The 4,120-nt window shown below is 69.7% G+C and carries 6 protein-coding genes; 1 reads left to right on the top strand and 5 read right to left on the bottom strand.

Features of this window, described 5'->3' with window-relative positions:
* The 5 genes from RTM68_RS17420 to RTM68_RS17400 form a co-directional block, all read right to left on the bottom strand.
* Positions 1 to 728: histidine kinase dimerization/phosphoacceptor domain-containing protein (locus RTM68_RS17420; RefSeq protein WP_312173390.1), on the bottom strand; the 728-nt coding region annotated here is incomplete at its 3' end.
* Positions 729 to 766: 38 nt separating this feature from the next.
* Positions 767 to 1,576, bottom strand: coding sequence for an ABC transporter permease subunit (locus RTM68_RS17415; RefSeq protein WP_312173388.1), 810 nt, complete (start codon positions 1,574 to 1,576; stop codon positions 767 to 769).
* On the bottom strand, positions 1,573 to 2,484 hold the full coding sequence (locus RTM68_RS17410) for an ATP-binding cassette domain-containing protein (RefSeq protein WP_312173386.1): 912 nt from the start codon (positions 2,482 to 2,484) through the stop codon (positions 1,573 to 1,575). Before RTM68_RS17410 ends, RTM68_RS17415 begins: the two co-directional genes overlap by 4 nt.
* 60 nt (positions 2,485 to 2,544) lie before the next feature.
* A complete protein-coding gene (locus tag RTM68_RS17405; RefSeq protein ID WP_312173384.1) occupies positions 2,545 to 2,940 on the bottom strand; it encodes an MmcQ/YjbR family DNA-binding protein in 396 nt (131 codons plus the stop codon).
* 4 nt (positions 2,941 to 2,944) lie between these two features.
* Positions 2,945 to 3,613 carry an SOS response-associated peptidase family protein gene (locus RTM68_RS17400; protein WP_312173381.1) on the bottom strand — a complete coding sequence of 223 codons (669 nt, stop codon included), beginning with the start codon at positions 3,611 to 3,613 and terminating at the stop codon, positions 2,945 to 2,947.
* Between the two features lie 80 nt (positions 3,614 to 3,693).
* On the opposite strand from RTM68_RS17400, the gene RTM68_RS17395 reads away from it, so the two are divergent.
* Positions 3,694 to 4,120: DMT family transporter (locus RTM68_RS17395; RefSeq protein ID WP_312173379.1), on the top strand; the 427-nt coding region annotated here is incomplete at its 3' end.

The raw sequence follows: 4,120 nt of genomic DNA, 5'->3' as shown, positions 1-4,120 counted from the left end.
GTCGCGGCGGCTCCCTCCGACAGGGCGACGATCACCGTCAGCGAGTGCGAGACGATGTCGTGCATCTCTCTGGCGATGCGGGCACGCTCTCCGGCGGCGGCGAGTTGCGCCTGCTGATCGCGCTCGACGAGCAGCTGGCGGGAGCGGTCGATCACGGCATCCAGATACCGCTTGCGCCCACCCACGTTCACGCCGATCAGCGTGCCGATCAGCCCGAGCACGAGCGACATGATGACGGCGTTGGCGGCGACCTGGAAGGAGACCACGCCTGTGACGGTGAGCAGGCCGCCGAAGGCGCTGAGTGAGGCGAGGCCGATGCCGAAGCCCGTCCAGGCGGCTCGCGACGAGCGATACACCGCGAGCGAATAACAGGTGACGAGAAGCAGCGGCGAGCCGATCGGCTGCAGGGCGAAGAGGAAACCGGCCTCGAGTGCGAAAGAGGCGACGAACGGCACCAGCGGGCGACTGCGCCGCCACAGCAGCGTCGCGCAGGTGGCGACGACGGATGCGGGGACCAGGATCGCGACACCGATGGCCAACGGCATCGGCAGGTCGCGCGTGATGACACCGGCGGGAACCAGCGACAGAAGCAGGCACACCAGCGCGATCAGGACGTCGGCGACGATCGGATGCCGCGCCCAGAAGCGCCGCAGGACGCCGGGGGGACGCGGCAGCCGCAGCGCCTCGTCCTCGCGGACGGAGGTGCTGCGGCTGCGCTTTCTGCTCACCGGCCGACTCTACGCGGCGCAGTCATGGAGCATCGCGATCACGCGTCACGCGTGCGGAGCACGGCCCAGGCGGCGAGCATCCCTGCGGCGACCCAGCCGGCCAGTGTCGCGTATGCGACCGGACCCTCGAGGGCGGCGCCTTCGGGCAGGATCGCGCTCTGCGCAGCGGCCACGGGCAGGTAGTTCGCCGATTCCAGAAGCCAGTTCCACGCTTCGCCGGCGACGGCGAAGAAGCTCGCCACGATCGGCAGCACGAACAGCAGGCCGACGGTCGCGGCGATCGCCCCGGCGCCCGAGCGCAGGATGAAACCGAACGCGACGCCGATCAGAGCGAACACGGCCATGGCGAGCGACGAGACGACGATCGGCAGGATCGATGCCGACGGGTCGCTCCAGTCGATGCTCTGGTCACGCGACGCGACGACGGCGGAGACCGCGACCGCCGCGGCGGCGAAGATCACCAGCGACGACACGAACATGAAGAGGCCGACCACGACGGCCTTGGCCGCGAGCACGGACCCGCGCTGCGGGTTGGCCGCGAGCGTCGAGCGGATCATCCCCGTGGAGTACTCGCCCGTCACCGAGATCGCGCCGAGGATGCCGGCGAGAAGCATCGTGAACTGGATCGGCATCACGACGGCCTGGATGGGCTCGAAGCCCGGCACGTCGATCGCCTGGGCGATGAGCACGGCGATGCCGATCGTGAGGATCGCCGCGATGCCGATCGACCACCAGGTCGAGCGCAGAGTGGAGAGCTTGATCCACTCACCGCGGACCGCGCGGACGAACGTCAGGCGTCGGCCGGTGTCGACCTGTGCGCGGGTGAGGGGAGGAGCCTGGACGGTCATGAGATCTCCTTGGTGCGGTACTCGACCGAGTCGCCCGTGAGCGCGAGGTACGCGTCTTCGAGCGATCCTGTGGTCGGGGTGAGTTCGTGGAGGGGAATGCCGCGGTCCGCGGCGAGGTCGCCGATGCGAGACGCGGGCAGGCCGACGACGTCGAGCAGGTCGGGAGCCGAGCTGACGATCTCGACGGACGGTCCGCCGACAGCGGCGGCCAGGTCGGCGGCACGAGGCGTACGCACGCGCACGGTGTTCGTGGTCCATGCCCGCACGAGCTCGGCCAGGGGAGCATCCGCCAGCACCTTGCCGCGGCCCATGACGATCACATGATCGGCGGTCTGCGCCATCTCGCTCATCAGGTGACTCGAGAGCAGCACCGTGCGTCCCTCGGATGCCGCGTGGCGGACGAACTGGCGGACCCAGCGCACGCCCTCGGGGTCGAGGCCGTTGACCGGCTCGTCGAGGATCAGTGTGTGCGGGTCGCCGAGCAGGGCGGAGGCGATGCCGAGTCGCTGCCCCATGCCGAGCGAGAACTTGCCCGCGCGCTTGCGGGCGACGGCGCCGATGCCGGCGAGGTCGATGACCTCGTCGACGCGGGAGGCGGGGATGCCGTGGGTCGCCGCCATGGCGCGCAGATGATTGCGTGCGGTGCGGCCCGTGTGCACGGCCTTCGCGTCGAGCAGCACGCCCACCTCGGTGAGCGGCGCGCGCAGCTTGCGGTACTCGCGTCCGCCGACGGTCGCTGTGCCGGAGGTCGGTCGGTCGAGGCCCACGATCATGCGCATCGTGGTGGACTTGCCCGCGCCGTTCGGCCCGAGGAACCCGGTGACGGTTCCCGGCTGCACCGAGAACGACACCCCGTCGACTGCTGTCTTGTCTCCGAATCTCTTCGTGAGGCCTTCTGCTGTGATCATGTCTTCGACGCTACAGACCGGGTGATCGCGAGCGCGTCCTCCCGGGGTACCGTTCACGACTCAGCGCGGGTCATCCTCACGGCGGATGCCGAACACTGCCGGATCGACCGGTCGCCGGGCTCTCGGCAGCTTCTCGACGACCAACCGGTAGGACTCGGTGATCAACTCGGTGATGAGCTCGTCTTCGAGAGAGGGCCCGGGGAGCAGCGTGATCCAGTGCTTCTTGTTCATGTGGTACCCGGGGACGATGTCGGCGAAGGTCTCGCGCAGCGCGACGGCATCGTCGGGATGGGACTTGAGCGTGACGCGTCCGGTGTCATCGAGCGGAATGAGCAGGAAGACCTTTCCGCGCACCTTGTAGACGTCCCACTCGGGGCCGAAGGGGTTCTCGCGCTCGGAACCGGGCAGCTCCTCCGCCCGCTCCATGGCGACGGCGATCAGCCGAGTCGCGTCCATGCGCTCAGAACAGCCGCTCTGACGTGTTCACGGACGAGGGGGCGTCGGCGGCGCGCGGCGCCACCCGCACGCGCTCGTCGAGTGTCGCGGCGGCGAGCAGAGCCTCGTCGATGATCTCTCTGCCCGGCTCGGCGGTGAGCCAGTCGCCGCTCAGCGACGCGGGGATCAGCAGCGGCATCCTGTCGTGGATGTGTGCGAGGTGCGGTGGTGCCGGCCGCATCACGATCGAGTAGCAGGTGAACGACTGGCCGTCGGCGGTGCGACCGTGCTGCGTCACCGCAGCCATGCCGAACAGAGCCCCGTCGTCGACGAGGAACTCGTGCCACACCCGCTCGGGCTTCTTCATCTCGTACCAGCTGGTCGCCGGCACGAGCGCTCTGCTCGTCAGCCCGCCGGGGCGATCCTGCAGCCGCTCGGACCGAGTGTTGATCGAGGGGAACTTCGACGGCTCGCCCCCGACGAGAAAGCCCCACCAGGCCGGCTCGAGGGTCGGTACGGTCTCGGGTTGCGTGACGATCGGATTGAGGTTGCGCAGATTCTTGCCCGTCGGGCGAACCGTCTCGCCGGCGTTCCGCTCCGCCCAGCCTCGGAGCCCCTCGAGCACTGCCTCGTCGGCGGCAGCGAGAAGCTCGGCGTCGGTGAATCGAGGATCCAGACCATAGCTCGCGCACATGCAGCCAGGGTACGCCGGGGCTCCGACATCCGCTCCGGTTCATGCGATTCGTGGTCCGGCCGACGGGCTAGGGTCGACAGGTGACCCCAACCCGTCGACTCTCTCCGGCGGTCGCGCTCGGCGGAGCTGTCGCGATCGGCGTCATGACGGCCATCCAGGCGCGCATCAACGGCGTGCTCGGCGTCAGGGGCGACAACGGCATCGTCGCGGGTCTCATCTCGTTCGCGGTCGGCTTCCTCGCCCTGATCGTCGTGATCGTCTGCCTGCCGTCGGCCCGGCGAGGCGTCGGACGGCTGCGCGACGGCATCCGCGATCGCAGCATCCCTCTCTGGATGCTCCTCGGCGGCGCCTGCGGTGCGCTCACCGTCTCTGCGCAGGGCATCACGGCCGGCGTGCTCGGAGTCTCCCTCTTCACGGTCGGCGTCGTCGCGGGCCAGACGCTGCACGGCCTCGTGCTCGACCGCGTCGGGTTCGGTCCCGCGGGGGTCGTCGCCGTCACGCCCGGCC

It is taken from the genome of Microbacterium sp. (assembly GCF_031988965.1).
GTDB lineage: Bacteria > Actinomycetota > Actinomycetes > Actinomycetales > Microbacteriaceae > Microbacterium.
The sequence above is the reverse complement of the archived record's forward strand: the minus strand, read 5'-3'. Positions and strand labels throughout refer to the sequence as shown.

Excerpts from the sequence above, each read along its gene's own strand:
- RTM68_RS17410 (WP_312173386.1), bottom strand. The coding sequence starts at position 2,484 with ATGATCACAGCAGAAGGCCTCACGAAGAGATTCGGAGACAAGACAGCA.
- RTM68_RS17415 (WP_312173388.1), bottom strand. The coding sequence starts at position 1,576 with ATGACCGTCCAGGCTCCTCCCCTCACCCGCGCACAGGTCGACACCGGC.
- RTM68_RS17400 (WP_312173381.1), bottom strand. The coding sequence starts at position 3,613 with ATGTGCGCGAGCTATGGTCTGGATCCTCGATTCACCGACGCCGAGCTT.
- RTM68_RS17405 (WP_312173384.1), bottom strand. The coding sequence starts at position 2,940 with ATGGACGCGACTCGGCTGATCGCCGTCGCCATGGAGCGGGCGGAGGAG.